The 25,543-nt window shown below is 66.3% G+C and carries 26 protein-coding genes; 12 read left to right on the top strand and 14 right to left on the bottom strand.

Translation table 11 applies throughout. The features are described 5' to 3' along the window. Positions 1-104: 104 nt before the first annotated feature. Positions 105-1,292, top strand: coding sequence for a cation:proton antiporter (locus ACLIMP_RS01905; protein WP_054442238.1), 1,188 nt, complete (start codon positions 105-107; stop codon positions 1,290-1,292). 2 nt (positions 1,293-1,294) lie between these two features. On the opposite strand, the gene ACLIMP_RS01910 is transcribed toward ACLIMP_RS01905, so the two are convergent. After that, a complete protein-coding gene (locus tag ACLIMP_RS01910; RefSeq protein ID WP_324697179.1) occupies positions 1,295-2,149 on the bottom strand; it encodes an SDR family NAD(P)-dependent oxidoreductase in 855 nt (284 codons plus the stop codon). Positions 2,150-2,257: 108 nt separating this feature from the next. Here ACLIMP_RS01910 and recQ point away from each other — a divergent pair, with 108 nt between their 5' ends. Further along, entirely contained in the window at positions 2,258-4,090 is a 1,833-nt protein-coding gene (gene recQ / locus ACLIMP_RS01915) for a DNA helicase RecQ (protein WP_420719851.1), read from the top strand. 13 nt (positions 4,091-4,103) lie between these two features. Here the strand turns inward: recQ and ACLIMP_RS01920 are convergent, their stop codons facing one another. Continuing rightward, the gene (locus ACLIMP_RS01920) at positions 4,104-4,754 is read right to left on the bottom strand and encodes a glutathione S-transferase family protein (RefSeq protein ID WP_185998455.1); all 651 of its coding nucleotides are present in this window, start codon (positions 4,752-4,754) and stop codon (positions 4,104-4,106) included. A gap of 92 nt (positions 4,755-4,846) precedes the next feature. Between ACLIMP_RS01920 and ACLIMP_RS01925 the strand changes: the two genes are divergently transcribed. Further along, positions 4,847-5,299: a YaiI/YqxD family protein gene (locus ACLIMP_RS01925; RefSeq protein WP_197283158.1), complete on the top strand. Its 453-nt coding sequence runs from the start codon at positions 4,847-4,849 to the stop codon at positions 5,297-5,299. A 67-nt stretch (positions 5,300-5,366) separates the two neighbouring features. On the opposite strand, the gene ACLIMP_RS01930 is transcribed toward ACLIMP_RS01925, so the two are convergent. Further along, positions 5,367-5,648 (bottom strand): hypothetical protein, encoded by a 282-nt coding sequence (locus ACLIMP_RS01930; RefSeq protein WP_054442236.1) that lies wholly within the window; start codon positions 5,646-5,648, stop codon positions 5,367-5,369. A gap of 138 nt (positions 5,649-5,786) precedes the next feature. Further along, on the bottom strand, positions 5,787-6,995 hold the full coding sequence (locus tag ACLIMP_RS01935; protein ID WP_420719852.1) for a L,D-transpeptidase family protein: 1,209 nt from the start codon (positions 6,993-6,995) through the stop codon (positions 5,787-5,789). 7 nt (positions 6,996-7,002) lie between these two features. Here ACLIMP_RS01935 and ACLIMP_RS01940 point away from each other — a divergent pair, with 7 nt between their 5' ends. The 3 genes from ACLIMP_RS01940 to acnA all read left to right on the top strand — a co-directional run bounded on the left by ACLIMP_RS01940 (position 7,003) and on the right by acnA (position 11,184). Continuing rightward, positions 7,003-7,272, top strand: coding sequence for a hypothetical protein (locus ACLIMP_RS01940; RefSeq protein ID WP_243692594.1), 270 nt, complete (start codon positions 7,003-7,005; stop codon positions 7,270-7,272). A gap of 169 nt (positions 7,273-7,441) precedes the next feature. Beyond that, positions 7,442-8,341 (top strand): DMT family transporter, encoded by a 900-nt coding sequence (locus ACLIMP_RS01945; protein ID WP_054442294.1) that lies wholly within the window; start codon positions 7,442-7,444, stop codon positions 8,339-8,341. Between the two features lie 170 nt (positions 8,342-8,511). Next, complete coding sequence (gene acnA, locus ACLIMP_RS01950; RefSeq protein ID WP_443478017.1) at positions 8,512-11,184, top strand: aconitate hydratase AcnA; 2,673 nt, start codon at positions 8,512-8,514, stop codon at positions 11,182-11,184. Between the two features lie 153 nt (positions 11,185-11,337). Here the strand turns inward: acnA and ACLIMP_RS01955 are convergent, their stop codons facing one another. The 3 genes from ACLIMP_RS01955 to ruvA all read right to left on the bottom strand — a co-directional run bounded on the left by ACLIMP_RS01955 (position 11,338) and on the right by ruvA (position 14,355). Further along, positions 11,338-12,225, bottom strand: a complete 888-nt coding sequence (locus tag ACLIMP_RS01955; RefSeq protein ID WP_165913178.1) for a PEP-CTERM sorting domain-containing protein — start codon at positions 12,223-12,225, stop codon at positions 11,338-11,340. A 246-nt stretch (positions 12,226-12,471) separates the two neighbouring features. Then, complete coding sequence (gene ruvB / locus ACLIMP_RS01960; protein ID WP_054442234.1) at positions 12,472-13,521, bottom strand: Holliday junction branch migration DNA helicase RuvB; 1,050 nt, start codon at positions 13,519-13,521, stop codon at positions 12,472-12,474. A gap of 225 nt (positions 13,522-13,746) precedes the next feature. After that, positions 13,747-14,355 carry a Holliday junction branch migration protein RuvA gene (gene ruvA, locus ACLIMP_RS01965; protein WP_054442233.1) on the bottom strand — a complete coding sequence of 203 codons (609 nt, stop codon included), beginning with the start codon at positions 14,353-14,355 and terminating at the stop codon, positions 13,747-13,749. 96 nt (positions 14,356-14,451) lie between these two features. Between ruvA and ACLIMP_RS01970 the strand changes: the two genes are divergently transcribed. Further along, the gene (locus ACLIMP_RS01970) at positions 14,452-15,954 is read left to right on the top strand and encodes a glycosyltransferase family protein (RefSeq protein WP_324697188.1); all 1,503 of its coding nucleotides are present in this window, start codon (positions 14,452-14,454) and stop codon (positions 15,952-15,954) included. Positions 15,955-15,958: 4 nt separating this feature from the next. Here ACLIMP_RS01970 and ACLIMP_RS01975 read toward each other — a convergent pair whose 3' ends face one another. The 5 genes from ACLIMP_RS01975 to ACLIMP_RS01995 all read right to left on the bottom strand — a co-directional run bounded on the left by ACLIMP_RS01975 (position 15,959) and on the right by ACLIMP_RS01995 (position 18,685). After that, complete coding sequence (locus ACLIMP_RS01975) at positions 15,959-16,453, bottom strand: nucleoside deaminase (RefSeq protein WP_185998447.1); 495 nt, start codon at positions 16,451-16,453, stop codon at positions 15,959-15,961. Between the two features lie 34 nt (positions 16,454-16,487). Further along, on the bottom strand, positions 16,488-16,964 hold the full coding sequence (gene ruvC / locus ACLIMP_RS01980; protein WP_054442230.1) for a crossover junction endodeoxyribonuclease RuvC: 477 nt from the start codon (positions 16,962-16,964) through the stop codon (positions 16,488-16,490). A gap of 4 nt (positions 16,965-16,968) precedes the next feature. Next, positions 16,969-17,493, bottom strand: coding sequence for a hypothetical protein (locus tag ACLIMP_RS01985; protein WP_185998446.1), 525 nt, complete (start codon positions 17,491-17,493; stop codon positions 16,969-16,971). A gap of 29 nt (positions 17,494-17,522) precedes the next feature. Then, the gene (locus ACLIMP_RS01990) at positions 17,523-18,287 is read right to left on the bottom strand and encodes a YebC/PmpR family DNA-binding transcriptional regulator (RefSeq protein ID WP_132468669.1); all 765 of its coding nucleotides are present in this window, start codon (positions 18,285-18,287) and stop codon (positions 17,523-17,525) included. 161 nt (positions 18,288-18,448) lie between these two features. Next, positions 18,449-18,685 (bottom strand): DUF2312 domain-containing protein, encoded by a 237-nt coding sequence (locus tag ACLIMP_RS01995; protein WP_021232392.1) that lies wholly within the window; start codon positions 18,683-18,685, stop codon positions 18,449-18,451. 259 nt (positions 18,686-18,944) lie between these two features. Here ACLIMP_RS01995 and sugE point away from each other — a divergent pair, with 259 nt between their 5' ends. Beyond that, entirely contained in the window at positions 18,945-19,262 is a 318-nt protein-coding gene (gene sugE, locus ACLIMP_RS02000; protein ID WP_054442293.1) for a quaternary ammonium compound efflux SMR transporter SugE, read from the top strand. A gap of 64 nt (positions 19,263-19,326) precedes the next feature. Here sugE and ACLIMP_RS02005 read toward each other — a convergent pair whose 3' ends face one another. Then, on the bottom strand, positions 19,327-19,638 hold the full coding sequence (locus ACLIMP_RS02005; protein ID WP_324697196.1) for a DUF1244 domain-containing protein: 312 nt from the start codon (positions 19,636-19,638) through the stop codon (positions 19,327-19,329). A 79-nt stretch (positions 19,639-19,717) separates the two neighbouring features. On the opposite strand from ACLIMP_RS02005, the gene pyk reads away from it, so the two are divergent. Further along, positions 19,718-21,202, top strand: a complete 1,485-nt coding sequence (gene pyk / locus ACLIMP_RS02010; protein ID WP_292635473.1) for a pyruvate kinase — start codon at positions 19,718-19,720, stop codon at positions 21,200-21,202. A 68-nt stretch (positions 21,203-21,270) separates the two neighbouring features. Here the strand turns inward: pyk and ACLIMP_RS02015 are convergent, their stop codons facing one another. Then, on the bottom strand, positions 21,271-21,933 hold the full coding sequence (locus tag ACLIMP_RS02015) for a YggS family pyridoxal phosphate-dependent enzyme (protein ID WP_324697200.1): 663 nt from the start codon (positions 21,931-21,933) through the stop codon (positions 21,271-21,273). Here ACLIMP_RS02015 and ACLIMP_RS02020 point away from each other — a divergent pair. The 3 genes from ACLIMP_RS02020 to ACLIMP_RS02030 all read left to right on the top strand — a co-directional run bounded on the left by ACLIMP_RS02020 (position 21,932) and on the right by ACLIMP_RS02030 (position 25,474). Then, positions 21,932-22,543: a thiamine phosphate synthase gene (locus ACLIMP_RS02020; RefSeq protein WP_443478018.1), complete on the top strand. Its 612-nt coding sequence runs from the start codon at positions 21,932-21,934 to the stop codon at positions 22,541-22,543. The genes ACLIMP_RS02015 and ACLIMP_RS02020 overlap by 2 nt on opposite strands. Positions 22,544-22,610: 67 nt before the next feature. Next, entirely contained in the window at positions 22,611-24,995 is a 2,385-nt protein-coding gene (locus tag ACLIMP_RS02025) for an FtsK/SpoIIIE family DNA translocase (RefSeq protein WP_324697204.1), read from the top strand. Positions 24,996-25,000: 5 nt separating this feature from the next. After that, positions 25,001-25,474 carry a hypothetical protein gene (locus tag ACLIMP_RS02030; protein ID WP_443478019.1) on the top strand — a complete coding sequence of 158 codons (474 nt, stop codon included), beginning with the start codon at positions 25,001-25,003 and terminating at the stop codon, positions 25,472-25,474. Positions 25,475-25,543 lie beyond the last annotated feature (69 nt).

Genomic DNA, 25,543 nt, shown 5'->3' on the forward strand with positions numbered 1-25,543 from the left:
GCCTCTCGTTACAATCCGGAAAAACCCCATCGAGCCCGATTGCCCAATGCCGCCGGGCAAGGCATCCATGCCCCAACGAAAAATGAATGGGGACGGGGCACCCGATGGGGACGACCGAAATCTACCTGATTGCGCTGACGATCATCCTCGCGGCGCCATATCTCGTGTGGCGGCTGCTGCGCACCGAGCATTGGGCGCCGCTGGTCGTCGTCCAGATCATCGGCGGCATCCTGCTCGGCCCCGGCGTGCTCGGCCATGCGGCGCCGGACTTCCACGCGCTGGTCTTCAACCCGCAAGTCATGACCGCGCTGAACGGCGTGGCCTGGTGGGCGGTGATGATGTTCGTCTTCGTCGCCGGAGTCGAACTCGATCTCAGCGACGCCTGGAAGCATCGCGGCGAAACCACCCTCACTGCCGCCTGCGCCCTGCTTACCCCGCTCGCCTTCGGCGCCCTCGCCGCTGCGCTGCTGCTGCGTTCGCCCGGCTGGATCGGCCCCGAAGGCAGCTATCCGCAAGCCGTGCTCGGCGTGGGCATGGCCTGCGCCGTCACCGCCCTGCCGATTCTGGTGCTGCTGATGGAAAAGCTCGGCATTTTCCGGGAACCGCTCGGCCAGCGCCTGCTGCGCTATGCCAGCCTTGACGATATCGCGATCTGGGGCGTGCTGGCGCTGATCCTGGTGGACTGGGAGCGCGTCGGCCGGCAGGGCCTGTTCCTCGCCGCCTTCGCGGTGGCCTCCTTCGCCGTCCGCGCGCTGTTCAGGCGCCTCGGCGAACAGGACCGCTGGTATGTGGCGCTGATCTGGCTGGCACTCGTCGGCTTCGCGGCGGACTGGTCCGGACTGCACTTCATGGTCGGCGCCTTCCTTGCCGGCGTCGTGCTGGACGCCGGCTGGTTCAGCCGCGAGAAACTCGACCTGTTCCGCGAATTCCTGCTGCTGACCGTGATGCCGGTGTTCTTCCTCAGCACCGGCCTGCGGACCAACTGGGGAATGGGCGGGGCGATGGTGATCGGTGCAGCGATCCTGTTCCTGGTCGCCTCGGTCGTCGGCAAGCTGGCGGGCATTCACCTCGCCGGAAAGCTGCTGGGCTGGAAGAAGGGCGAAGCGAGCGTGATCGGCTGGATGCTCCAGACCAAGGCGCTCATCATGATCATCTTCGTCAACGTCCTGCTGGACAAGAAGATCGTCACCCCGGAGACCTTCACCGCCCTGCTGCTGATGGCGGTGATGAGCACGATGCTGACCGTGCCCATCGTCAAACCCCGCCTCGCCCGGCTGGCCGCCAGCGACTAGGTCTAGACACCCGCCCTTCCGGCCAGCGCTTCCGCCGCCTGCCAGAACGCCTCGACGAAAGCCTGATCCTCGACCAGCGGATTGGGCTTTCGCGGCGCGCGTTCGAACCAGTAGCCGCCGCTCGACCGGCCCGGCTCTTCCGCCGTCGCCAGCCAGATCACCGTATCCGCCCCCTGCACCGGCGTCAGCTTCGGCGCATCGCCGTAGGCCGCCTGCACGCTGTCCGGCGTATGCGAGAAGAAATTGCTGCCGACCGTGCCGGGATGGACCGAATGGGCCACGACACCATCCGCCGCCAGCCGGGGCGCCAGCGCGCGGGCATGAAGCACATTGGCGAGCTTCCCGCTGCAGTAGGCCGCGCCCGGGCTCCAGTTGCCGAGGTTCTGCAAGTCGGCAAGATTGATGGCGGGGATCATCTCGCTGCCATCCGAGGCGGTGTTGACGATCCTGACACGGCCCTCCGGCGCATCCGCCGCAGCCTTGCGCAGGAGCGGCAGCAAGCGGGCGGTCAGCGCGAAAGGCCCGATGAAGTTGGCGGCGTAATTCGCCTCGAAACCCTCGGCCGTCAGCGCCTGTTCGCGCGCCATGCCGCCCGCGTTGTTGACCAGTACATCGATGGAATCGACCTTTTGCGCGATCGCATCCGCCAACCGGTCGACTTCGGCCAGCAACGATAGATCGGCGCGCAGCATCTCGATCTCGCCGCCATCGGCCGCAAGGTCTGCCTCGGCCGCCGCACATCGCTGCGGATCGCGGCCCACGCCGATCACCCAGAACCCCTGCTTCGCCAGGGCCCGTGCCGTCTCCAGCCCGATGCCCGAACTTGCGCCCGTCACTACCGCCACGCGTTTGGTCATGCCTGCCAATCCTCTCCATTCATTGCCGCCATTTCCACTACCCGGGCGGCCAAACCGCAAGCTTTGGCGCGGAAACGGAGGAAATCATCGGTTCGGCGGTTTTCAGACATGCCCATGCTCTGCCATAAGCGCCCCGTGCCAGACGCTGACCTTCTCGCCGATCTCCTGCCTGATGCTCACGAAGCGCTTCATGCAACCTTCGGCTTCAACGCCTTCCGCGGGGTGCAGGATCAGGTCGTCATGCGCGCGCTTTCCGGCCGCTCGACCCTGGCCGTCATGCCCACAGGCGCGGGCAAGTCGCTGACCTACCAGCTTCCTGCGGTCATGCTGGACGGGACCTGCGTGGTCGTGTCCCCGCTGATCGCGCTCATGCACGACCAGCTTCGCTCGGCCCGCGCCAACGGCATCCGCGCCGCCACGCTCACCAGCGCCGACACCGATCGCGGCCTCACCATGGACCGCTTCCGCGCCGGTGAGCTGGACCTGCTCTACATCGCCCCCGAACGCGCCAGCCAGCCGCATTTCCGCGAGCTTCTGGAACAGTCGCGCGTCGCCCTCTTCGCCATCGACGAAGCACACTGCGTGTCCGAATGGGGCCATGACTTCCGGCCAGACTATCGCCTGCTGCGACCGCTGCTCGACGCTTTCCCGGACGTGCCGCGCCTCGCGCTGACGGCCACGGCAGACCACCATACCCGCACCGACATCCTCGCCCAGCTCGGCATTCCCGACGAAGGACTGATCGTTGCCGGGTTCGACCGTCCCAATATCCGCTACACGATCCGCCCCCGCGAAAGCGCGATGCGGCAGATCAAGGCAGTCATGGACGAGAACCCCGGCCCCGGCATCGTCTATGCACCCACCCGCGCCCGCGTCGAGCAACTGGCAGAAACCCTCGCATCCGCCACCGGGCGGCGCGTGCTGCCCTATCACGCCGGGCTCGACCCCGAAGTCCGCGCCCGCAACCAGGCGGCTTTCGTGGCCTCGGAAGACATGGTAATGGTCGCCACGGTGGCTTTCGGCATGGGTATCGACAAGCCCGACGTGCGCTTCGTCGCCCACGCCGGCATCCCCAAGTCGATCGAGGCCTATTACCAGGAAACCGGCCGTGCCGGGCGCGACGGCGATCCCTCGGTCGCGGTGATGTTCTGGGGGGCCGACGATTTCGCCCGCGCCCGCCAGCGTCTGTCCGAGATCGAGCCGCACCGCCTGCAAAGCGAACGCCAGCGCCTCGATGCGCTCGCAGGGCTCGTGGAAACCGCCGAATGCCGCCGCGCGGTGCTGCTGCGCCACTTCGGCGAAACACCCGCCTCGTCCTGCGGCAATTGCGACAACTGCCTCGAACCGGCGGGCGTGATCGATGTATCCGAGCTGGCGCGAAAGCTCCTCTCCACGGTCTATCGTACCGGGCAGAGCTACGGCCTCGGCCATCTTGAAAAAGTGCTGCTGGGCATGAGCGACGACCGCGTGCTGCAACGCGGGCATGACCAGCTCTCGGTCTTCGGCATCCTGACGGCGGACGAGCAACCGCTGCTAAAGCCGCTCGCCCGCGCCCTGCAGGCCCGCGGCAGCCTGCTGCCGACCGAGCATGGCGGCCTGTCCCTGGGCGGAGATGCGCGGGAAATCCTCAAGGGCGAAGCCGCGGTGATGATCGTCGTTCCGCCCAAGCGCGAAAAGAAGAAGCGCGGCGGCAAAGGCGGGGCGGACAGCGGCGCCAACCCGGTGGGCGATCCGCTGTTCGACGCCCTGCGCGCGCTCCGCCGCGATCTTGCGCAGGAAGCAGGGGTTCCGCCCTATGTCGTGTTCCACGACGCCACCTTGCGCGAAATGGCCACCGCGCGCCCGTCTTCACTGGCGCAGCTCGGTGAAATCGGCGGCATCGGCGCGCGCAAGCTCGAAGCTTATGGCGAGGCTTTCCTGGCGGTGATCCGCCAGCACTGAAGGCCCAGCGCCCTCAGGCCTTCGCTTGTTCGAACACCGCAAGCTGGGCGGCGAAGGCGCGCTGGAAGGCCGGACGCGCCTCGCCGCGCGCCACATAGGCAAGCACGGTTTCGTTGGCGGCCAGCACATCCGATCCGCCGAGCCGCCGCAGCACCTGCACCATCATCAGGTCGCCCGCGCTGAATTCGCCTTCCAGCCACTCCGACGTGCCGAGACGCACGGCGAGTTCCGCCAGCCGCGCCTCGATACGCTGTTCGATGGAAGCGAGGCGCGTTTCATACCAGGGGCGCTCACGCTCGAACAGCAGGACCTCGGAGCGCTGCACGATCACCGGTTCGACCGTGCTGAGGGCGGCGAAGATCCACATAACCGCCCGCATCCGCGCGTCTCCACCTTCCGGTAGCAAGCCCGGATGGCTCTGCGCGATATGCAGGACGATGGCCCCGGATTCGAACAGCGCGAGATCGCCTTGCTCATAGGTCGGGATCTGCCCGAAAGGATGGCGCGAGCGGTGATCCGGCTGCTTCATTTCCTCGAAAGAGACGAGGCGCACGGCGTAGGGCTGGCCCACTTCCTCCAGCGCCCAGCGCACCGCCATATCGCGGGCGAGGCCCCTGCCGCGATCGGGCGACTGGGCAAAAGCGGTGATCGTAGGCTGCGGCATGGCGGCTCTCCCGTTCACCGGCATGATGGGCCGCGAGCGCAATTTCGGCAACCGGGTTCGTCATTTGCGCCGAGTTGGGTTATGGGGCCGCGATGATCCGCATATTGATCGATGCCGACGCCTGCCCGGTGAAGGACGAAACCTACCGTGTCGCCGCGCGCTACAAAGTGCCGGTGGTGGTTGTCAGCAACAGCCCGATCCGGGTGCCGCAAAGTCCGCTCATCTCCCGCAAGGTGGTGAGCGATGCCTTCGACGCCGCCGACGACTGGATCGCCGAGAACACCGGGCCGGGCACCGTCGTCATCACCGCCGATATCCTGCTGGCGGACCGCTGCCTGAAGCTGGGGGCGCAAGTCGTGGCGCCGAACGGAAAGCCCTTCACCACCTCCTCGATCGGCAGCGCCATCGCCACCCGCGCAATCATGGCCGACCTGCGCGCCGGCGGCGATGCCATCGGCGGCCCGCCGCCGTTCAGCAAGACGGACCGTTCCCGGTACCTCTCAAGCCTCGATCAGGTGGTGGTCAGGCTTCTGCGGAGAGGCTGAGCGCCCCTCCCTAATCCCGAGCTCATGCTCGCACGTCCGCGCCTGACGGGTGGAGGCCGCCTGCGACCTAATTTTCCCGCCGTTCGAAGGAAACCGGAACGGCCAGCCGGAACGGCAGCTCTGGCGAGGCAATCCGCGATTCCGTACCGTTATCGTGAATCAGCACCGCGCGGCCGACGCCGGGCGTGGCGACCACGGCCACCACACTATCGACCCATTCGTGCAGCAGCGCCTTGGCGCGGACCAGTTCGGCCTCGGCGCGGGTGGTGGTGCCCGAAGCTTCGAGTTCGGCTTCGAGCTCGACGATCCGGGAGGTCGCCTCGCCGATGCGGTCGGTGTTCTCGCTCATGATCGGGATTCCTCGGCAAACATCGTTCGCCTAGGTGGCCACCCCGATCAGGCGAGGCAAGGCCGGAGCACCGGCAATCGCCTGCGCGTTACCTCCGTCCGGCCCGCTTCGCCGTTGCCAAGGCGAAACCCGCACTTTTTAAAGCGGGTTGTCGAGCTTGATGATCTCTTCCTCGCTCGCGCGCTGGGTGGTCTTGATCTGGCGCGGGGCGAGGAAACTGTCGAGCACCGGCTTGTCGCGTTCGTAGAGATCGTTGAACGGCTTGAGCTGCCCGTCGATCGAGCGGGCATATGTGAAGTAGGTCAGGTAGACCGGGAACGTCCGGGTCATCTCGACCTTGGTATAAGTGCCGGAACGAGAGATTTCGGCAGCTTCGGTGGCGCTCTTCTTGGCGCCGAGAATGGCCATCGTCATGCCCAGTTCCACCGCGCGCTCGGTGCGGATGCAGCCATGGCTGAAGGCGCGCACGTCCGAGTTGAAATACTGCTTCGACGGCGTGTCGTGCAGATAGATCGCGTGCGGGTTGGGCATGTCGATCTTCATCAGGCCAAGCGAGTTGTTGGCACCGGGCTGCTGGACCACGGTGATGGTGCCGTCGCCGTTCTTGGTGGCCTTGTAGCCCGCATTGCGCGCCCAGGTCGGGTTGTTCAGCACCTTCGCGCCAAGGCCTTCACCCTTCACGATGGATTGCGGCACCGTCCAGGTCGGGTTGAAGACCACCGCGCTCACCGTTTCGGCGAGCTGCGGCGTCGCCGTGCGGCCGGGCTTGCCGACCACGGTCTTGTAGCTGCGGATGATCTTGTTGCGGACCACGAGGCGGAGCTGGAATTCCGGAATGTTGGTCATCAGGTACACGTCGCCAAGGTCGCGGGCGAGCCAGCGCCAGCGGTCCATATTGGCCTGGATCAGCGCGCGGCGCGCCTTGTTCGCCATGGGGGTGGCGTTGAGATCGGCCTTGAGCGCGGCATAGTCGGGATTGGTCGGGGCCAGCTTGTCGACGACGCCCGCCACGTCATGCTCCGAAAGCGCCTGCGCCATGATCTGGGCGGTCGGCATGAGATCCTGGTCGGGATCGACCGCGAACCACTGCACGCGCGACTTCATCGGCGTGCGACCGTCGCGAAGATCCTCGATCAGCCAGCCGAACACGCGGCTCGCCAGCGCATCGAGGTCGTCACCCTCACCCTTGGCGATCGCCGCCTTAAGCGCGGCGGGCTGATAATCGGCCGGAACGAGACCTTCCTTGCCGATGTAGCCCACGGTCGACAGCAGCGCCTTGGCATCGGCCACCGACCAGGACATCACCGGCTCCGCCAGCAGCGTATCCTGCACGACCGGATAGGACACGGTCGGAATGGCAGTGGGAACCGCGCTGGGCTGGATGACCGGCTGCACGGCCGGGCGCGAGACCGGCTTCGTGGAAGCGGAAGACGGCACGGCCGGGGTCGCCTGCGTGGTCGGCAGGATCGAGGTCGGCGTCGACACGGTCTTCTTCTTCGTTGCCGTATCCGTCCTGGCGGAATCCGCCTTCTGGGCCAGGGCCGGCTCCGCTGCGAGACCCGTCGCCGCGATGACCGCCAGCACGCTGCAACCGAACCTCATGAAACTCGCCATTGTGATCTGAACCTGCCCGTAGTGATGCGTGTGTGATGCAAGGAGGAAACGCAGCCATGTGAAGACGGCTGCCGATAGTCCCCGCTTTGCCCCTATATAAGGCCTACATCAAGGATTTCGCCTGTCGCTGCGATGAATTGCTTGCCTGGAGGCTTGCGCCCGGCGACAGGCAGGGCCTGATGAGTACAGCCGCAGCCCCCCTTTCGGACCATCGTCCCTCAGTCCTGCCGGTGCTTGCGGTGATTGCGGGGATCGCCACGTTCAGCGCGATGGACGCCGCGATCAAGGGCGCCTCCATCGCGATCGGCGTGTTTACCGCGCTGCTGCTGCGCAATCTCTTCGGCACGATCCTCACCCTTCCGCTCTGGCTCGTCGCGGGCCGCCCGGTACCCTCGCGCGCGGTACTGAAGGTCCACGCCCTGCGCGCGGCGATCACTTCGGCGATGGCTGCGCTGTTTTTCTATGGCCTGGTACGAATTCCTATGGCCGAGGGAATCGCGATTTCCTTCGTCTCGCCGATCATCGCGCTCTATTTCGCGGCGATCCTGCTGGGGGAGACGATCCGCCGCCGCGCCATCGTCGCCTCGCTGCTGGGCATTCTGGGCGTGCTGGTGATCGGCGCCGGACGCTTCGGCGCGGGGAGCTATTCGAACGAGGCGATAGAGGGCACGACCGCGATCCTGCTCTCCGCCGTGTTCTATGCGATCAACCTCGTTCTCCAGCGCAAACAGGCGCTGCTGGCAGGGCCGGTGGAGATCGCGCAGTTCCAGAACCTGCTCGTTACGCTGATTTTCCTGGCTTTTTCGCCCTGGTTCGCGGTCGTGCCGGATGGGCGGAGCCTGGTTCTCATCCTTGCCGGAGCGGCGCTGGCGACAAGTGCCCTGCTGTTCCTGTCCTGGGGCTATGCCCGTGCCGAGACGCAAGTACTGCTGCCGATCGAATATACCGGCTTCTTCTGGGCCGCCCTGCTGGGCTGGCTGATGTTCGGGGAGCGACTTGATGTCTCCACCGTTGCCGGGACGATTCTCATCATGATCGGCTGCTGGACAGGTGCAAGAAACGCAAAAGTCGAGTCCTAGTCACCACGCACGCCCCCTTGACCTGAGGGCCGCGAACGCGCATCGGCGGGGCCGAAGAATCCGCTTGTCGCGATGCAGCACGGCGATGATTTTCGGAACCTGGGCTAGTGGGTTTCGGAATAGCCGCTCTTCACGTGGCACGCTCCATACAGAAGGGGATAATACCCAATATGACCCAGGTCGGACAGGATACGCTCGGCACCCGCAGCACCATGATAGTCGGCGGCAAGCAGATCGCCTACTACTCTCTCAAGAAGGCTGCCGAAAAGGTTGGCGACGTTTCGCGCCTTCCCTTCTCGATGAAGGTCCTTCTTGAAAACCTCCTGCGCTTCGAGGACGGCGGCTTCACCGTCTCGACCAAGGACATCCAGTCGGTTGCCGACTGGCAGAAGAACCCGGTTACCGGCGACGAGATCCAGTACCGTCCCGCCCGCGTTCTGCTTCAGGACTTCACCGGCGTTCCCTGCGTGGTCGATCTGGCCGCCATGCGCGATGCCATCGCCACCCTCGGCGGCGACACCAGCAAGATCAACCCGCTGGTTCCCGTGAACCTGGTGATCGACCACTCGGTCATGGTCGACGAATTCGGCCACCCCAAGGCGTTCGAAGAGAACGTGGAAATCGAATATCAGCGCAACATGGAGCGCTACGACTTCCTCAAGTGGGGCTCCAAGTCGCTCGACAACTTCTACGCCGTTCCCCCGGGCACCGGCATCTGCCACCAGGTGAACCTGGAAAACATCGCCAAGACCGTTTGGTCGAGCGAAGACCAGAACGGTGAACTGGTCGCCTATCCCGACACCTGCGTCGGCACCGACAGCCACACCACCATGGTCAACGGCCTGGGCGTGCTGGGCTGGGGCGTGGGCGGCATCGAGGCGGAAGCCGCGATGCTCGGCCAGCCGGTCTCGATGCTCATCCCCGAAGTCGTCGGCTTCAAGCTGACCGGCGAGCTTCAGGAAGGCGTCACCGCCACCGACCTCGTGCTGACCTGCACCGCCATGCTGCGCAAGCACGGCGTGGTCGGCCGCTTCGTCGAATACTTCGGCCCCGGCCTCGCCTCGCTGAGCCTTGCCGACCGTGCGACGCTTGCCAACATGGCCCCGGAATACGGCGCCACCTGCGGCTTCTTCGGCATCGACGAAAAGACCATCGACTACCTGCGCCTCACCGGCCGCGAGGAAGAGCAGATCGCCCTCGTCGAAGCCTATGCCAAGGAACAGGGCTTCTGGATCGACCCGGCCGCCGCCGACCCGATCTTCTCCTCGACCCTCGAACTCGACATGTCGACCGTCGTGCCTTCGCTCGCCGGCCCGAAGCGTCCGCAGGACTGGGTCGCGCTTCCCGACGTCGACGACGTGTTCAACAAGGACATGGCCGACACCTACAAGAAGACCGCCACCCGCGTTCCCGTGGAAGGCAAGGACTTCGACATCGGTGACGGCGACGTCATGATCGCCGCCATCACCTCGTGCACCAACACCTCGAACCCGGGCGTGCTGGTTGCGGCAGGTCTCGTCGCCAAGAAGGCCGACGAACTGGGCCTGAAGCCCAAGCCCTGGGTCAAGACCTCGCTGGCACCGGGTTCGCAGGTCGTCACCGACTACCTGAACAAGGCCGGTCTCCAGTCTCACCTCGACAACATCGGCTTCAACCTGGTCGGCTACGGCTGCACCACCTGCATCGGTAACTCGGGCCCGCTCGCGGAACCGATCTCGAAGGCGATCAACGAGAACGGCCTCGTCGCCTCGGCGGTCATCTCTGGCAACCGCAACTTCGAAGGCCGCGTCTCGCCGGACGTGCGCGCGAACTTCCTGGCCTCGCCGCCGCTGGTCGTCGCCTACGCTCTGAAGGGCACCGTGGTGGAAGACTTCACCACCACCCCGATCGGCGTGAGCAAGGACGGCGTGGACGTCTACCTCAAGGACATCTGGCCGACCAACCTCGAAGTCAGCACCACGATGAATGCCTGCGTCGATCGCGGCATGTTCCAGGCCCGATACGCCGACGTCTACAAGGGCGACAAGCACTGGCAGGCGATCAACGTCGTCGGTTCGGACACCTACTCGTGGCGCGCCGGTTCGACCTACGTCGCCAACCCGCCGTACTTCGAGGGCATGGAAATGACCCCGGCGCCGGTGAACGACATCATCGAGGCGAAGCCCCTGCTGATCCTCGGCGATTCGATCACCACCGACCACATCTCGCCGGCCGGTTCGATCAAGGCCGACAGCCCGGCAGGCCAGTGGCTGATGGAGCACCAGGTCGCCAAGGCGGACTTCAACTCCTACGGTTCGCGCCGTGGCCATCACGAAGTCATGATGCGCGGCACTTTTGCCAACATCCGCATCCGCAACGAAATGGTCCCCGGCATCGAAGGCGGCATGAGCCGCTTCGGTGAAGAGGTCCTGCCGGTCTACGACGTGGCGCAGAAGTACAAGGCCGAAGGCACGCCGATGGTGGTCGTGGCCGGCAAGGAGTACGGCACCGGTTCGTCGCGCGACTGGGCGGCCAAGGGCACCAACCTGCTCGGCGTGCGCGCCGTGATCGTCGAGAGCTTCGAGCGTATCCACCGTTCGAACCTGGTCGGCATGGGCGTGCTTCCGCTGCAGTTCAAGGACGGCGACAGCCGCCAGTCGCTCGGCCTGACCGGCGACGACGCCTTCACGATCAAGGGCGTTGCCAGCCTCAAGCCGCGCCAGGACGTGGAAGTCGAAGTGACCCGTCCGGACGGTTCGACCTTCACCTTCACCGCGCTGTGCCGCATCGATACCGCCAACGAAGTGGAATACTTCAACAACGGCGGCATCCTGCAGTACGTGCTGCGCAAGCTGGCCGCCTAAGCGACCGGCAGCCTTAACCGGCTCGGTAAAACCCCGTCCCGCGTTCGCGCGGGGCGGGGTTTTCCTTTTGGCGCTGCCTCGGCGACATGACCGGACACGAAAAAGGGCGGCGCCGAGGCGCCGCCCTTCCTGCTTCCCCCGGTGGTGGGAAACTCAGGTCTTGCGGCGGGCCAGCCGCTGGCGACCGATCACCGCTGCCGCCGCCGCGCCAAACAGGATCAGCATCGGCGGTGCCGGAACGTCGGTCGGCGGTCCAGGCGGCGAACCATCTCCGCCGGTCGAAGTGGTGGTCGAACCTGACGAACCGGTCGAGCCCGACGATGTCGAGGTCGAACTCGAACTGCTCGTCGACGACGACGTTGAACTGGACGAGGAGGTGGAACTGGACGACGAGGTGGAGGAACTCGTGCTGGTCGAAACATCGCCGGAACTGGACGAAGTCGTCGTCGAGGTGATTCCGCCCGTTGTTGTGGTGGTGGTCAGCCCCCCCGTGGTCGTGGTGGTCGTGAGACCGCCGGTCGAGGAAGAGGAAGACGTCGATCCGCCGGTCGTCGTGGTCGTCAGTCCGCCGGTGGACGATGAACTGGAGGTGGAACCACCGCTGCTGGTCGAGCTGATGATGACGTTGCCGCCGCTAGAACCACCGCCGCCGCCGAAGAAGCCGCCGAAGAAACCACCGCCGAAACCGCCTCCTCCGCCGCCGATCACGACCGGCGCGCCGCCGCTGCCGCCGGCGTAGCTCGGCGGCGGGGCGGGCGGAATGTAGGGCGGGGGCAGCGGCACCATGGCCACTTGCGGCTGGTCGCAGCAGGTCCGCTTGACGATGCGGCGCATGCGCCTGGTGGTCCGTTCCGGCTCCTTGCGCACGAGGCGCCTGGCCGGACGCTCGACTTTCGCCACTTTCGCGACCTTCGCCGACTTCAGCTTGCGATACTCGACACCGCTCTTCTGAGTCTCGGCGACATGGACGGCGCCGCCGCCAATGATAGCGCAGCCCGCCGCACAGGCAGACAGTTTCGCCAAGGCCATCCGAACCGACATGATCGTCTCTCTCTTCGTTCTGCTCGGCTCGTGTGCGACTGCGACCGACACCACTTGAACCGACTTGCCATCAACAAGCGCAGAGAGCGGTTAACGGAACAATGCCGTTAACCGAGTTTCGACAGTCCCGTAGCGGGAAATCGCGTTAGTTTTCCGATGTAACGCACAACCTGTGCCGAAGCGGGACTATCGAAAGACAGGTCTGTAAACACAACCGACAGTTTTCTGGCGGAAATCGCCTTTCCCTCAATCGCCTTCCGAATCGAAAAGTCCGCCCGGAATGGGGCCCTGCGGGCCTCCGGATTGCGGCGGCGTCATGCCCAGGTGCTGCCAGCCCATGTCGTTCAGGCAGCGCCCGCGCGCAGTCCGCGCGACGAGGCCGAGCTGGATCAGGTAGGGCTCGATCACTTCCTCGATCGTGTCGCGCGGCTCGGACAGGCCCGCCGCCAGTGTCTCCACACCCACCGGGCCGCCCTTGTAGATACCGGCGATCATCCGCAGGTAGCGGCGATCCTGCGCATCGAGGCCGATGGAATCGACTTCCAGCCGCGTCAGCGCGTCATCGGCGATTTCGTGAGTGATGATATCGCTGCCCGCGACATGGGCGAAATCGCGCACGCGGCGCATCAGGCGGCCTGCGACGCGCGGGGTGCCGCGCGCGCGGCGGGCGATCTCGGTCGCGCCGCCCTTGTCGATGCCGATGCCCAGCAGCCCGGCGCCGCGGGTCACGACCTTTTCCAGTTCCTCCACAGTGTAGAACTGGAGACGCACCGGAATGCCGAAACGATCGCGCAGCGGCGTCTGGAGCAGGCCCTGACGCGTCGTCGCACCGACCAGCGTGAAGGGCGGCAGGTCGATCCGCACCGAGCGCGCCGAAGGGCCTTCGCCGATCATGAGATCGAGCGCACGGTCCTCCATCGCCGGGTAGAGCACTTCCTCGACCACCGGATTGAGGCGGTGGATCTCGTCGATGAACAGCACGTCGCCGTGTTCGAGATTGGTCAGCAGCGCGGCAAGGTCACCCGCCTTGGCGATCACCGGGCCGCTGGTGGCGCGGAAACCCACGCCCAGTTCGCGCGCGACGATCTGCGCCAGCGTGGTCTTGCCGAGGCCCGGAGGCCCGAAGAACAGCACATGGTCCATCGCCTCGCGGCGCGACTTGGCGCTTTCGATGAAGACACGAAGATTGTCCTTCGCCGCAGCCTGCCCGACGAATTCGGCAAGCGTCTTGGGCCGCAGCGCCGCATCGACGTCCTCGGGCTGGCGGGCAGAGGTAAGGATGGGATTATCGGTCATTGAAAACGGCAAACCTTCTTCGTGTAATCCCACGCTCCGCCCCCGTCCAAACAATGGTCGATGGCAAGGTCATTGCGGATAGACAGATAACCGGCCGCGGCAGCAAGCGCGAGCGCCGACACAATCATATACCGGCGCCTCAACACCGCGCCGGTTCCGGAGCACGCGGCGACAAGGCCGCTGACGCAAGTTCAGGATGACATTGGGGCGGGACGAAAACCTTGTTCACCCCGCCGCCTTCTTCAGCGCGACGCGGACAAGGTCGTTGAGCCCGGCATCCTCGCCCAGTTCCTCCACCGCCTTGCCGACCGCCATCGCGGCGATTGCGGGCTTGAAGCCGAGGTTCTGGAGTGCGGAAACGGCATCTGCGCTGGAAAATCCGGCAGGTGCCGCCACCGCCGCAAGGCCCGGCGCTCCGGGCACGGTGGGCATGCCGCCCGCCTTGTCCTTGAGTTCGTTGACGATGCGGCTGGCCAGCTTCGGGCCGACGCCGTTGGCGCGCGCGACCATGGCGCTGTCGCCGCCCGCACAGGCGCGCTGCAGTTCCTCGGTCGTCAGCGCCGAGAGGATCGCCAGCGCCACTTTAGAACCGACGCCCTGCACCGCCGTCAGCAGGCGGAACCAGTTGCGTTCCGCCCCGCTGGTGAAGCCGATCAGGCGCTGGTCGGTTTCCGAGACCTGCATCTCGGTATGGACGACAACCTTGTCACCCCGGATGCCGAGATGGTCGAGCGTGCGCGCCGAACAATGGACGAGATAACCGACGCCGTTGACGTCGATAATCGCCCAGTCGGGGCCGGTGTCGTCGAGCAGACCTGTAAGCTTGGCGATCATGGTTTGTTCCTATGGCATAGCGCGGATGGCCAAGGAAGGGCGAAAAGCGCCAAGGCTCTGGATGACTTGGCACAGCCGCTCGGCTAGCACGAAGGCATGGGGCAGAGCGGACAGCAGGGCGCAGCCGGAACGCGCAACCGGAACCGGCAAACGGGGTGGCTGGTCACAGGCGGCGTGCTGATCCTTGCGCTGGTGCTGAGGGCGCTGGCCTTCGCCCCGCTTGACCTGCTGCACCCCGACGAACTGGCGCAGTATCTCGAACAAGCCAACCGGCTCGCCACCGGGCATGGGCTGCTGCCGTGGGAAACGCGCTTCGGCATCCGCAACGAACTGATCCCGCAGCTTCTCTGCCTGCCGATGTGGATCGCCCACAGGCTGGCGCCGGGCACTCTCGCGCCGATGTACGCCGCGCGGATCTGCTATGCCGTGCTGACGCTGCTGGCCCTTCCCGCCGCGTGGCGACTGGGCGCGCTGACGTCCCGCCGCCATGCGCTGGTCGCGATGTTCGTCGTGGCGACATGGTGGCAGAGCGTGCTGTTCTCCGACCTGCTGCTGTCGGAAAGCCTTGCCGCGGCCCTGATCCTGCTTGCCGCCGCTCCGCTCCTGGACAGCGCCGCCGGCCGCGCGGCGATCACCGGCAGCGGCTTCCTGCTCGGCATCGGCCTGCTCGTCCGTTTCCAGTTCGCACCTTTCGTGGCGGTGCTCGCCCTTTCAGCCCTGTTCGCCGACGTCAGGCGGTGGAAACCGCTGGCGATCGGCGGCATCGCGGCGCTGGCGATCGGCGCGGCAAGCGATCTTGCGCGCGGCGCTGTGCCGTTCGGCTGGGTGATCGCCAACCTCACCAAGAACATCGGCGAGGGCAAGGCGGCTGGCTTCGGAACCAGCGGGCCGCTTGAATACCTGTTCGAATTCTATCGCCATTTCGGCGCCGCACCGTTGCTGTTCGCCGTGATTGCCGTGGTTCCGGCGGCGCGGCGATATGCCCCGCTGCTTCTCGCTGCCGCGCTCACCGTGGCTGCGCACAGCCTGATCGCGCACAAGGAATACCGCTTCGTCTGGATCGCCACGCTCGGCACCCTGACGATCGCGGGCATCGGCTCCCTGACGCTGGTGGACTGGCTGCTGAGAAACCGGACGGCCGGTCGACGCGATACGCTTCCACTGGCGGCGACCATGGCGATCTGGGCGCTGCTCAGCTTCGCCTCCTTCGCGACGACCGGCGGCTACCGATCGATGCGCGGAGGCGGCGGACTGAGCGAACTGGCGATAGCAGCCGCGCAGGACCCGCGCGTCTGCCGGCTTGCCGTAGCCGAATCCTACTATCTCTACGTGGTGCCTTCGATCCTGCCCCGCGACCTGCCGATCTCGGTGGCGCCCAAGGGCGTGCAGGAGGGGCGCAAACCGCTTCCTCCGGGGCTTGCCCGGGCGGCCAATGCCCTGCTGGCGGGAAGCGAACGCCCGCGAGGGGCGGAAGGGTACGAGAAGATCGCCTGCCGGCAACTTCCGAAGGAGCAGCCCTGCCTCTACCTTCGCCCGGGAAGCTGCACTCCTGACCCGGTGTACAATCTCCAGAGCTCGATCGAGCGGGCGGGGCTCTAGGCGCTTAAAGGTTCGCTTGCTGATCCTCGGGCACATCGTCCCACGGCCGGTAATAGAGCGCGGCGCAATCCTGCGCGAGCACGCCGCCTCTCAGCGTCAGGTCGTCCTTGTAGGCGTCCGCCACGAAATCGAGCGTCGAGAGGTGGCGATCCTCGAAGTACATCGGATGGACATCGCCGCGCCCCGCGCCATGGACGATGCGGCTAACCCCAGCCCAGATCGCGGCCATGGTGCACATGCCGCAGGGCTGGAGCGTGGAATAGAGCGTGGCGCCTTCGATGCGCATGTCGCCCATCGCCTTGCCAGCGGCGCGGAAGGCTTCGATCTCGGCGTGGGCGGTGGCATCGCAGCATTCGGCGGTACGATTGACGCCCGAGGCGACGAGGCGGTCCCCCAGCACGACCAGCGCGGCGATAGGGGTGTGCGACGGGTCGGTGCCCTTTCGCTCCACCGCAAGACGCAGGGCCTCGCGCATCCAGTTCTCGTCGGTACTGTCCATGAAGAGGCAACGGCGCTGCCCCCTGCCGGTTCCGTCAGCGATGGCTGCCGAGCATGTTGGCATGCGTGATGGCCACCGCCAGCGCGTCCGAGGCATCCTCGCCCGCCAGCGTCACGCCGGGCAGCAGGACCTTGAGCATATGCTGGATCTGCTTCTTGTCCGCCCCGCCGGTGCCGACGAGCGCCTTCTTGATGACCTTGGTGGAATATTCCGCCACCGGCATTCCGGCCCGCGCAAGGCTGAGCATGGCAACGCCGCGCGCCTGACCGAGCTTGAGCGTCGATTGCGGGTTCACGTTGACGAAGACCTCCTCCACCGCGCCCGAATCCGGACGGTGATGCAGGATCACGTCAGTGAGCGCGGCATCGAGTTCGACCAGCCGTTCGGCCATTCCGGCCTTGGCGTCCGTGCGGATCTGGCCGTTGGCGATATGGCTGAGCCGGCTGCCGCTCTTGGCGACGATGCCCCAGCCGGTGCAGGTCAGCCCCGGGTCGAGCCCGATGATGATCATCGCCTCAGTACCACATGTCGAAGGGGCCGTTCGGCTCCTCCGCTTCGGCGCGTTCCTGGAGGAGGGGAGCGGAAAGGTCGTGCGCGGACCGTCCGGGGCACGACAGGGTGGTGAGTTCCCGTTCCCCGCGCGCGCCTTCCAGCACGGCGATGCCCGAATAGGCCCGCCCCGGGCTCTCGCTCAGTTCGCCGTTCATCCCTTCGAACACGACGTAATGGAAGCGGCCGCGGCTGATGCGGACATGCCGTTCATAGCCGTTGCCCTGCCCGCGCACGTCGCCGACGCGCACGTTCGACCAGTCCGGCAGGCCGGCAAGGTCGATCTCCGCCTTTCCGCGCGGGCCGTAGCGATAATGCACGGTCTCGCCGTCGGAGCAGAGCGACCCCACTCCGCGCGGGAACGCGCAGGAGTAGAGCACCCGCTCGCCCGGCACGCAGTGGCTGGCCACTGGCGCGCCGCTGTCCGCGACCGCCGGCCCGGCAGGCGAAAGCGCCAGGCACGCGGCTCCCAGTGCCGCTACCGCGAGCACCGGGAAAACGGACGCTACGGGAAGCTGGATCAGCCCAGCTTCTCCATGACTTCGTCCGAGATTTCGTAATTGCCCCAGACGGTCTGGACGTCGTCGTCGTCTTCGAGAGTATCGACCAGCTTCATCAGCGTGCCGGCGGTGTCGGCATCGACATCGACGGTGAGGTTGGGCTTCCACGCCAGCTTCACGCCCTCGGCTTCGCCAAGGACCTTTTCCAGTTCGCGGGCGACTTCGTGAAGCGAATCGACCGAGACCCAGATCTGGTGGCTGCCGGGATTCTCGTCGCCATCGCCCATGTCGCTCTCGACATCGTCGGCACCGGCTTCGATGGCGGCTTCGAGGACCTTGTCCTCGTCACCCACGCTGGCGGGATACTCGATCAGGCCGAGACGCTCGAAACCGTGCGAAACCGCGCCCGAAGCACCAAGATTGCCGCCGTTCTTGGAGAAAGCGGTGCGCACGTTGGTGGCGGTGCGGTTGCGGTTGTCGGTCAGCGCCTCGACGATGAGGGCGACGCCGCCGGGGCCGTAACCCTCGTAGCGCACTTCCTCGTAGTTCTCGGCATCGCCCTTGCTGGCCTTGTCGATCGCGCGCTGGATGTTGTCCTTGGGCATCGACTGCGCCTTGGCCGCGTTGACGGCGGCGCGCAGGCGCGGGTTCATGTCCGGATCGGGCATGCCCATCTTGGCCGCAACGGTGATTTCACGGCTGAGCTTGCTGAACTGCGCCGAGCGCTTCTTGTCCTGCGCGCCCTTGCGGTGCATGATGTTCTTGAATTTGGAATGGCCTGCCATTGGGTCCGCCGTATTCGTTGTTCTGTCGAAAGGATGGGCGCCCTTACAACAGGCGCAGGGCAGAGGGCAACCGCCCCGCTGGAACGCAAGCGTCCTGCGCGGGCCCGGCCGAAAATTCGCCGGACCCGCACAACGGAAAGCAACCTTGCCTTTTCAGGCGATCAGTCGATGCCGAGAGCCGTCTTGTAGGTATCGAGCAGCATGTCCATCTCGCGGCGGTCGTCCGGCTTCATCTTACGGATGCGGACGATCTGGCGCATGATCTTGACGTCGTAGCCGACTGCCTTGCCTTCGTTGTAGACGTCGCGGATGTCGTCCGAAATGCCCTTCTTTTCCTCTTCGAGGCGCTCGACGCGCTCGATCAGCAGACGCAGGCGATCGTCGGTGGTTTCGGCCATCGGTATTGGTGCTCCAGAAAAAATCGTGAATCGGTTTGGCGGCGGCTGATAGCGGCTGCACCGGATTCGGGCAAAGGCGCCCCCTGTGGAAATCCTGTGCGTAGAGCGGGAAAAGTGCCCCGGTTGCCTCTGCCCGCCCCCTTGGCTAAGCAGCGTAAACGGTGACAACGTTCCCGGCTTTCAGCGGCTTCGGCCCTGAAGGATTCAAGTCCGGGACGGCCCGGCAGCCACTTTTTGGAGGTTGCCGATGCCCACTGCCATGCCCTGGATCGTTCTCGTCATTGCCGGTTTGTTCGAAGTCGTCTGGGCTTCGGCCATGAAACAGTCCCACGGCTTCACCCGGCTGTGGCCCAGCATCGTCACGCTCGCCGCGATGCTCGCCAGCTTCGGCCTGCTTTCCTGGGCGATGCGGGTGCTGCCGCTCGGCACCGCCTACATGGTGTGGACGGGCATCGGCGCTCTGGGCGCTTTCGCGGTGGGGATCGTGCTCCTCGGAGAAACGCTGAGCGTCATGCGCCTTGCCGCCGCCGGACTGATCCTCGCCGGGCTCGTGCTCATGAAGCTCGCGAGTTCCTGATCGACGCAACCGCGCGGGCGGCGACCCGGCGAACCGGGCCACAGGGTCGCCGACGGCCGAAGGATCAGTGCCCCGGGACGTTCTTCTTCACGCTTTCTTCCATCCGCGCGATCTGCTCCGGCGTCGCCTCGGTCTGGTAGGCCTGCTTCCATTCCCCGAACGGCATGCCGTGGATCACTTCGCGGGCGGCGGCCCTGTCGCCTGCGAACCCGGCATCGACGATCCAGTCGGCCAGGCAGTTGCGGCAGAATCCGGCCAATCCCATCAGGTCGATGTTCTGGGCATCGTGGCGGTTCTGGAGGTGGCGCACGAGGCGACGGAACGCGGCGGCGGCCACGGCGTCGTCAAGCTGGTCGATCTGGTCGTTTCCGTTCATATTTCTGCCAATCGTCCTTGGTTTGTCATGCCGCCTTTGCCATATGTCGCCGAAATATCGAAAGAGAGGCAGACAGATTTTGGCCACCACCCCTCCGTTTCGCCGTTCGCCGCACCATCGCGGCATCAAGCGCCAGCGCAAGGTGAAGATTCTCGCCACGCTGGGGCCTGCCAGCCGCGACAAGGAGACGATCGCCAAGCTGCTCAAGGCCGGCGCCGACGCCTTCCGCGTCAACATGAGCCATGGCGACCATGAAACCCACCGCGAAACCATCGCCAACATCCGCGCGGTCGAAAAGGACCTGATGCGCCCGGTCTCCATCCTGTGCGACCTCCAGGGCCCCAAGCTGCGCGTCGGCACTTTCGCGGAAGGCAAGGTCTTCCTGCGCCACGGCGCGCACTTCACGCTGGACCGCGATCCCACTCCGGGTGACGAGAACCGCGTCTGCCTGCCCCATCCCGAACTGTTCGGCATCCTCCAGAAGGGCCAGCGCCTGCTGATCGACGACGGCAAGCTGCGCCTCGTGGTCATCAAGCCGGAAGCCGATTCGATCCTGTGCACCGCCGAAGTCGGCGGCTACATCTCGGATCGCAAGGGCGTGAACGTGCCTGACGCCATCGTCCCGGTCCCGGCGCTGACCGACAAGGACCGCCGCGACCTCGCTTTCTCGGTGGAGCAGGGCGCGGACTGGATCGGGCTCTCCTTCGTCCAGCGTCCCGAAGACGTGGCCGAGGCTCGCCGCCTGATCGGCGGGGCCTGTGCGCTCATGTCGAAGATCGAGAAGCCGGCTGCGGTCGATGCGATCGATGGTATCATCGAGCTCTCGGACGGCATCATGGTCGCCCGCGGCGATCTCGGCGTGGAACTGCTGCCCGAGGAAGTGCCCCCGATCCAGAAGCACATCATCGCCAAGACCCGCGCCATCGGCAAGCCGGTGGTGGTGGCCACGCAGATGCTGGAATCGATGATCACCAGCCCCTCGCCCACCCGCGCCGAAGTGTCCGACGTCGCCAACGCCGTCTATGACGGTGCCGATGCGGTTATGCTCTCGGCCGAGACGGCGGCAGGCCAGTGGCCGGTCGAAGCCGTGACCATCATGGACCGCATCGCCGTGAAGGTGGAAACCGATTCCACCTACCGCGAACGCATCCACCTCGCCCAGACCCCGCCCGATGCCACCACGGCAGACGCGCTCTCGGCATCCTGCGCCACCATCGCCGACACCCTGCCGATCGAAGGCATCATCGTCTTCACCGGCTCGGGCGGTTCGGCCCGCCGCGTCGCACGCGAGCGTCCCGGTGCGCCGATGCTGGTGCTGACCCCCTCGATGAAGACCGCCCGCCGCCTCGCGCTGCTGTGGGGCGCCCATACGGTGACCACCAAGGATATCGGCAGCTTCGAGGAAATGATCGCCAAGGGCAAGCGCATGGCCCTGCGCCACGGCTTCGGCGCCGCCGGCACGCGCCTGGTGGCGCTGGCGGGCGTGCCCTTCGGCACCCCGGGCTCGACCAACCTGCTGCACGTCGTGACGCTGACCGGCAACGAGCTGGATTCGCCGAACTGAAAGTGACGGCCGAGGAATGAACCCGACTTGTCCCGGACTCGATCCGGGACAAGTCGGGAAGATTTCGATCAGTCCCGCGCGCCGAACAGCGCGCTGCCGATCCGCACATGCGTGGCGCCAAGCATGACCGCGACCTCGAAATCGTCGCTCATGCCCATCGAGAGCTGCGAAACGCCGTTGTCCGCCGCGATCTTGGCGAGCAGCGCGAAGAACGGCGCCGCCTCGATGCCGAACGGCGGCACGCACATCAGGCCAGCAACGGGAATCTGCGCCTCGCGCGCGGCAGCCAGCAGCGCGGGCACCTCGGCAATCGCGCAGCCGCCCTTCTGCTCTTCCGCGCCGATGTTGACCTGCACGAAACAGGGAACCTGCCGCCCGGCCTTGTCCATCGCCTTGCCCAGCGCCGAAACCAGCGACGGCCGGTCGACCGAGTGGATGCAGTCGAACAGCGCCAGCGCGTCTTCCGCCTTGTTCGACTGAAGCTGGCCGACGAGGTGGAGCCGCAGGTCGGGGTGCGCCTCGCGCAGGGCGGGCCACTTGGCCTCCGCTTCCTGCACGCGGTTCTCACCGAACACGCGCTGGCCCTGTGCGATCAGGGGCGCGATGGCCTCGGCCGGGTGAGTCTTGGAAATGGCGACGAGTTCGATCGACGCGGGCTCGCGGCCGGCGATATGCGCGGCTTGCGCGATGCGGGCGCGAATGTCTTCGAGCGGAGATGCTGGCTGATCCATGGCGCGCTGCTATAGCGCCATCGTGCCGAACCGCCAGATGCCTCGTCCTTCCAGATCGCCGCTTCCCGACATTTGGCTGGTGAGCGATGCCCGCAACGATCGCGGGCTGGAGCACGCCCTTGCCCGGCTTCCGCGCGGATCGGGCCTGATCTACCGGCACTATCACCTCGCGCCGGCCGATCGCCGGGCGCGGTTCGAGGCGCTTGCCCGCGCCGCGCGGCGCTTCGGGCACCGCGTGGTCCTGTCCGGCACCGCCCGGCAGGCGCGGGAATGGCGGGCGGACGGCGCTTACGGAGCGGCCGGAAAGCTCGCCCCCGGGCCCGCGACCTTGCGCCTCGTCACCGTCCATTCCCTGCGCGAAATCGCCGAAGCCCGCCGGGCCCGTGCCGACGCCGTGTTGCTCTCGCCGGTGTTTCCCACCCGCTCCCACCCCGGCGCAGGCACGCTCGGCCCGGTGCGTTTCCACCTTCTCGCCGCACGTTCCGGCGTTACGGTGATTGCGCTTGGCGGCATGACCGGGCATCGGGCACGCCATCTGCCGACGCGAAAATGGGCCGCGATTCAGGGCCTTGCCCGATCACCCACAAGGGTGTTCCCGATCCATTCTTGACGGCGAGTCCCGCCAGAGCGCATTATCCAGGGCCCGACCAAGGCCCGATTTCCAGGGGGAATTTCCAATGGCCACACGGCCCCTCGCGCCCGGACGGCGAATCGCCAAGCCGAACTGGCGCGCCGTCATGAAGCGTTCTCTGCGCCGCGCCTCCGAGTTGAGCGGCGCGCTGGCGCTGTTCGCGGCGATGGCGTTCCTCGCCCTTGCGCTGGTGAGCTATCACCAGACGGACCCCTCCGCCTCCACGGCGGCAGGCGGCCCCGCGCAGAACTGGATGGGATCGGTCGGCGCCTGGGTGGCGGAGCGCGCGCTCGTGCTGTTCGGCCCGGTCGCGGCGCTTTTCATTCCCCTGCTTTACGTCTTCGCCCGCAAGCTCTGGCTGCTGGTCGAGGAGGACGACAACGAGATCGAGCATTCGAACCAGCGCTGGTGGCGCCCGGTGGCGGTGCTGGCGATCGCCATGATGCTGATCGCCACCGTCATGTCGCTGCTGTTCACCGAGCCCGGCGGCGTCCTTCCCGCCTCGATGGGCGGCATCACCGGCCTGCTCGGCGCCAAGGCCATCAATTCGATCTCCGCCTTCACGCCGGCGGCCGTGCAGGGCTGGATCACGCTCGTTCTGGCGCTGCTCTGCGCGCTGGCGGGCGTGGCGCTGATCGGGCAGGTCTTCGCGTTCGACTGGGTGCGCCTGCTGACCCTCCCCGGCCGCATCGGCCGCGCGCGAGAGGATGGCCCCGCTCCGGCCGCTGCCGCGAAGAAGGCGGAACTGCGCGAAACGGCGGACGACAAGCCCCGCGCCGCCGCCCGCGCGGAAGCGCCCGCCGGGATCGACGGTCCTTCGGAAAAGCCGCGCAAGGCCCCGGAGATCAGCGACCCCAAGGCCAGCCCCACCCCTGCGCAGCTCACCCTCGGCAACCGCCAGAAGGACATGTTCGACAAGTACGCGCTGCCGGGTCTCGACCTGCTGGCCGACCCGCCGCCCAATTCGCAGCCCAAGGTCGACAAGCTCAGCCTCGAACGCAACGCGCGCCTGCTGGAAACCGTGCTCGACGACTTCAACGTCAAGGGCGAGATCACGGCCGTGCGCACCGGCCCCGTCGTCACCATGTACGAACTGGAGCCTGCACCCGGCATCAAGGCCAGCCGCGTGATCGGCCTGGCCGACGATATCGCCCGCAACATGAGCGCGATCTCGGCGCGCGTCTCCTCGATTCCGGGGCGCACCGTCATGGGCATCGAACTGCCCAACGCCGACCGCCAGATGGTCTCGTTCAAGGAGATGGTCGCCTCCGAGGCCTTCGCCAATCACAAGGGCATGCTGCCGATCATCCTGGGCAAGGACATCGCCGGCGAACCCGTGGTCGCCGACCTTGCGACGATGCCGCACTTGCTCGTCGCCGGTACGACCGGTTCGGGTAAGTCGGTCGGCCTCAACGCGATCCTGCTCTCGCTGCTCTACCGCCTGACCCCGGCGCAGTGCCGCCTGATCCTCGTCGATCCCAAGGTGCTGGAACTCAAGAGCTACGACGACATCCCGCACCTGCTCTCGCCCGTCGTCACCGAACCGCCCAAGGCCGTGCGCGCGCTGAAGTGGGCGGTGGAGGAAATGGAGCGCCGCTACCGCCAGATGAGCGAGATCAGCGTGCGCAACCTCGCCAGCTTCAACGAGAAGGTCCGCACCGCCGCCGCCAAGGGCAAGCCGCTGGGCCGCCGCATCCAGATCGGCTTCGATCCCGAGACCGGCGAGGAACTCTACGAGGACCGCCAGCTCGACTACGAGGCGCTGCCGCAGATCGTCCTCATCGTCGACGAACTGGCAGACCTCATGGTCACCGTCGGCAAGGAAATCGAAGTGTTGATCCAGCGCCTCAGCCAGAAGAGCCGCGCCGCGGGCATCCACCTCATCATGGCGACCCAGCGCCCCTCGGTCGACGTCATCACCGGCGTCATCAAGGCCAACCTGCCGACCCGCATCTCCTTCGCCGTCACCAGCCGCATCGACAGCCGCACCATCCTGGGCGAACAGGGCGCCGAGCAGCTGCTGGGCAAGGGCGATATGCTCTACAAACCCAGCACCGACCCGATCAAGCGCGTCCACGGCCCCTTCGTCTCGGACGAGGAAGTCGAACACGTTGCCGACCACTGGCGCGGACAGGGCAAGCCGGATTACGTCGATGCCGTCACCGAAGAGCCGGAAGAAGGCTCCTTCGGCTTCGACGACCTCGACGCCACCGCTTCGGATGCACCGGAAGAGCGCAAGTACCGCCAGGTCTGCCAGCTCGTGTTCGAGAACCAGAAGGTCTCGGTCTCGTGGCTCCAGCGCCAGATGGGCGTGGGCTACAACACTGCCGCCAAATGGGTCGAACGCATGGAGCAGGACGGTTACGTCGGCCCCGCCAACCATGTCGGCCGCCGCGACATCTATCGCGACGAAAACGGCAGCCCGCTCTGATCGCGATGAATAGGCCGCACCCTCCGCTTCTGGCCGTGCTTCCCGTCCTGGCATCCCTGAGCCTGAGCCTGAGCCTGAGCCTGGGCCTGAGCCTGAGCCTGATCGCGGCGCCGACGCTCGCCGCCGCGACCGCGCAGTGGCAGCGCCTCTTCGTGCCGAATGTGGAGAACATGCTCGGCCGCAGGATCTATGTGGACAAGCTGAGCGTGAAGAGCGGCATGATCGGGCGGCAGTTCCAGCAGATGCAGGTGCTGCTGCGCGCCGGTGGCGGCTATCCGCAAGGCACCATGCTCTACGCCGACCGCGCGGTGGACTGCGCGAACGGGCGGGTGCTGTCCTATCACTGGCGGATCGTCCAGCCGAACGGCGCCGTCCTGCGGGACTGGAGCGACGCCAGCCCGGCGGTTTCCGCGGTACAGTGGGCAGGCGAGGACGGGCTGGTGCTGAAGTACGTCTGTACGGGAATATTGCCCCGCTAGGCGGCGCGGATAAATTCGGCCAAACTTCTCCGGCCCCCCTCCATCGAGGGTTACGCGCTGCGCTGCGAG

Source organism: Novosphingobium aeonii (assembly GCF_052279045.1).
Classification (GTDB): Bacteria; Pseudomonadota; Alphaproteobacteria; order Sphingomonadales; family Sphingomonadaceae; genus Novosphingobium.

Coding starts and splice junctions, on each gene's coding strand:
- acnA (WP_443478017.1), top strand. CDS start 8,512: ATGACCCAGGTCGGACAGGATACGCTCGGCACCCGCAGCACCATGATA.
- ACLIMP_RS01945 (WP_054442294.1), top strand. CDS start 7,442: ATGAGTACAGCCGCAGCCCCCCTTTCGGACCATCGTCCCTCAGTCCTG.
- ACLIMP_RS01955 (WP_165913178.1), bottom strand. CDS start 12,225: ATGTCGGTTCGGATGGCCTTGGCGAAACTGTCTGCCTGTGCGGCGGGC.
- ACLIMP_RS01995 (WP_021232392.1), bottom strand. CDS start 18,685: ATGGCCGAAACCACCGACGATCGCCTGCGTCTGCTGATCGAGCGCGTC.
- ACLIMP_RS01905 (WP_054442238.1), top strand. CDS start 105: ATGGGGACGACCGAAATCTACCTGATTGCGCTGACGATCATCCTCGCG.
- ruvA (WP_054442233.1), bottom strand. CDS start 14,355: ATGATCGCCAAGCTTACAGGTCTGCTCGACGACACCGGCCCCGACTGG.
- ACLIMP_RS02030 (WP_443478019.1), top strand. CDS start 25,001: ATGAATAGGCCGCACCCTCCGCTTCTGGCCGTGCTTCCCGTCCTGGCA.
- ACLIMP_RS01925 (WP_197283158.1), top strand. CDS start 4,847: ATGATCCGCATATTGATCGATGCCGACGCCTGCCCGGTGAAGGACGAA.
- ACLIMP_RS01920 (WP_185998455.1), bottom strand. CDS start 4,754: ATGCCGCAGCCTACGATCACCGCTTTTGCCCAGTCGCCCGATCGCGGC.
- ruvC (WP_054442230.1), bottom strand. CDS start 16,964: ATGATCATCATCGGGCTCGACCCGGGGCTGACCTGCACCGGCTGGGGC.
- sugE (WP_054442293.1), top strand. CDS start 18,945: ATGCCCTGGATCGTTCTCGTCATTGCCGGTTTGTTCGAAGTCGTCTGG.
- ACLIMP_RS02020 (WP_443478018.1), top strand. CDS start 21,932: ATGGCGCGCTGCTATAGCGCCATCGTGCCGAACCGCCAGATGCCTCGT.
- ACLIMP_RS02015 (WP_324697200.1), bottom strand. CDS start 21,933: ATGGATCAGCCAGCATCTCCGCTCGAAGACATTCGCGCCCGCATCGCG.
- ACLIMP_RS01940 (WP_243692594.1), top strand. CDS start 7,003: ATGGCAGTGGGAACCGCGCTGGGCTGGATGACCGGCTGCACGGCCGGG.
- ACLIMP_RS01990 (WP_132468669.1), bottom strand. CDS start 18,287: ATGGCAGGCCATTCCAAATTCAAGAACATCATGCACCGCAAGGGCGCG.
- ACLIMP_RS01910 (WP_324697179.1), bottom strand. CDS start 2,149: ATGACCAAACGCGTGGCGGTAGTGACGGGCGCAAGTTCGGGCATCGGG.
- ruvB (WP_054442234.1), bottom strand. CDS start 13,521: ATGACCGATAATCCCATCCTTACCTCTGCCCGCCAGCCCGAGGACGTC.
- recQ (WP_420719851.1), top strand. CDS start 2,258: ATGCCCATGCTCTGCCATAAGCGCCCCGTGCCAGACGCTGACCTTCTC.
- ACLIMP_RS01930 (WP_054442236.1), bottom strand. CDS start 5,648: ATGAGCGAGAACACCGACCGCATCGGCGAGGCGACCTCCCGGATCGTC.
- ACLIMP_RS02005 (WP_324697196.1), bottom strand. CDS start 19,638: ATGAACGGAAACGACCAGATCGACCAGCTTGACGACGCCGTGGCCGCC.
- ACLIMP_RS01975 (WP_185998447.1), bottom strand. CDS start 16,453: ATGGACAGTACCGACGAGAACTGGATGCGCGAGGCCCTGCGTCTTGCG.
- ACLIMP_RS02025 (WP_324697204.1), top strand. CDS start 22,611: ATGGCCACACGGCCCCTCGCGCCCGGACGGCGAATCGCCAAGCCGAAC.
- ACLIMP_RS01970 (WP_324697188.1), top strand. CDS start 14,452: ATGGGGCAGAGCGGACAGCAGGGCGCAGCCGGAACGCGCAACCGGAAC.